This window comes from Candidatus Acidiferrales bacterium (genome assembly GCA_036514995.1).
Classification (GTDB): Bacteria; Acidobacteriota; Terriglobia; order Acidiferrales; family DATBWB01; genus DATBWB01.
The window spans coordinates 1-2253 of record DATBWB010000021.1 but is presented as its reverse complement, the minus strand read 5'-3'; the positions used below and the strand labels follow the sequence as shown (position 1 = coordinate 2253).

Genomic DNA, 2253 nt, shown 5'->3' with positions numbered 1-2253 from the left:
CAATCGCTCCAGCCAAGAGTACTGTCAGCGCAATATTGAGAGGCCTAACAGTACAGCGCAAGGTTGTTCGCTTAAACTGTTCGTAAGTACCGATCATACAACGAGTTATGGAGGTCCATACGATTACTCCACCGCTCCCCGGTCGCCCTTCGGCGTGCGATGGCGGTCACCCCCGCAGGCAGCGTAAAAATGGGGCTTGGGAGCATCCGGACCCTCTGCCACCGGAGACGAGTTTGCGCTGTACTGCTAAGGTCCCAGACTCTTTTACTCCCAGAATAAGCGAGGTCGCGTCGGCTGGCGCGTAGGAAAAGGCCTTCTCGCTGCGGTATACTGTGGTGGTTGAGACAACAGGAACCGCTGGGCAAGGAGGCCTTTGAGGTGAAGAGTTCTACTCGATCCCGCCGCGTTCGTCGACGCCCCCGCACACGGAAAATCGCACGCCATCAGAACCAGCCGATGCTCTGGCCGGAGTGCCAACGAGACCGGCCCGTCTTCGCCAACCGCCAGGTCCGTGTGCGTCTGCAGCAGCGCGGCGAGATCACGCCCTACGGAGGGCTGTCCCTGGCCCACGATCTGGTCATGCGTCTGGAACTGGACAAAGACCTCAACCGATCCCTTCCTTTGCTCAAGCTCCATCTTCCCTACCACGAATCCGACCACCTGCTCACCCACGTTTACAATCTCTTCGTCGGCGGAGGGTGCATCGAGGATGTCACCAACCTCCAGCACAGCGAGGCCATCAAGCACTTGCTCGGTGCCTGCCGCATCCCCGATCCCACCACGGCGGGCGACTTCCTGCGTCGCTTCCACGAACCGCATCTGGCCGCCTTCCAAGCCGTTATCGACCGCGCTCGGGAGAAGGTCTGGAGGAAGATCCCTCGTTCTCGAAGGAAGGTGGCCACCGTCGACCTGGATTCCACCATCAAGACCGTCTATGGGGAATGCAAGCAGGGGGCCGACTTCTCCTACAATGGACAGTGGTCCTACCATCCCCAGTTGTGCACCCTGGCGGAGACCAACGAACCCCTGCGAACCATCAATCGCTCCGGCAACAGCGCCAGCGCTGACGGCGCCGCCGAAGTCTTGCACGAAGTGCTGCCCCTGGTCGGGCGGCACTTCGAGCAGACCTATGTCCGCGGCGACAGCAAGTTCTACCAACACGCCATCATCGCCGAATGTGAACGCTACGGCGCCCACTTCGCCCTGGTCATGGACGGCTACGCCAATCTTCATGAAATGGTCGATGCCCTGCCTCCCTCGGCCTGGAAACCCTTCTCCGCACATTCCGCTCAGCGCCTCGCCCGGCGCGCCGCGGATAAGAAATTGCGACGCAAGCGAAAACGCCTCCGCGCCAAGACGGCCCGAGAACGCGGCTACACCCAACTGGCCACCACCGGACAGTGGGTGGCCCAGTTCGACTACACCATTCCCCGCAATGGGAGTGAGGTGGCCGGTCGAACCTATCGCGTGGCCGTCAAGCGCCAGCAGGTCGACACCCACGAGGGGCAGGACGATCTCTTCACCGAATACCACGACCGCTTCGTCATCACCGACATCCCGCAGGCCGATATGAACGCCGCCGAGGTGTTCTGCTTCGCCTACGGACGCTGCGATCAGGAGAACATCATCGAGCAGTTCAAAAACGGCATCGCCGCGATGCGCATGCCCACCGGCGAACTCTTGGCCAACAGCGCCTTCCTGATGGCCGGACAACTGGCTTGGTGCCTGCGCTCCTGGCTGTCGCTCCTGGCTCTGCCCAAGCAGACCATCCGCTGGGAGTGGAAGTGGTTCCGCCAGGCGTTCGTCTACGTCGCGGCGCGAATCACCCGCCATGCGCGACGCGCCGTGGTGTATCTGACCGACGGTCATCGCTTCGTGGAACATCTGCTCGTCGCCGCCCAACGGTTGCACTCGTTTGTCTTCCAGTAAGAATCCATCCTCCCCTTGCCCATGAACCTGCACCCGTAGTGCACAAGTCGCCCGTGCCGCGCCCGTCCTACGCTCAAAAACGGTTTCCCAAGGCCTCGGAGGGGCCGACTATCTCTCAAATGCCACTCTATGGCACCCGACGCTTTTCGGCTATCCTCGCCAGACCTCCGCTGACGACCTGGCCTGGTCAAAACCTAGCGGGCTTCGCTTATCTTGGGCTTAGAAGGCTCAATCGAAGTTTGTTTCACGGCGGCGTCCTCCGGCACGATACGCTATACGATCGAAGATAAGCGTTTCAAGAGCCTCGTCACGGTTCGTCACCTG

Annotated in this window: 1 protein-coding gene; it reads left to right on the top strand. The window is 61.1% G+C overall.

Features of this window, described 5'->3' with window-relative positions; genetic code table 11:
* The first annotated feature begins 456 nt into the window (after positions 1-456).
* Positions 457-1929: an IS1380 family transposase gene (locus VIH17_01840; protein HEY4681974.1), complete on the top strand. Its 1473-nt coding sequence runs from the start codon at positions 457-459 to the stop codon at positions 1927-1929.
* Positions 1930-2253: the final 324 nt, after the last annotated feature.

Bases quoted from the DNA above. Each gene is read 5' to 3' on its own strand.
- VIH17_01840 (HEY4681974.1), top strand. From the start codon at position 457: ATGCTCTGGCCGGAGTGCCAACGAGACCGGCCCGTCTTCGCCAACCGC.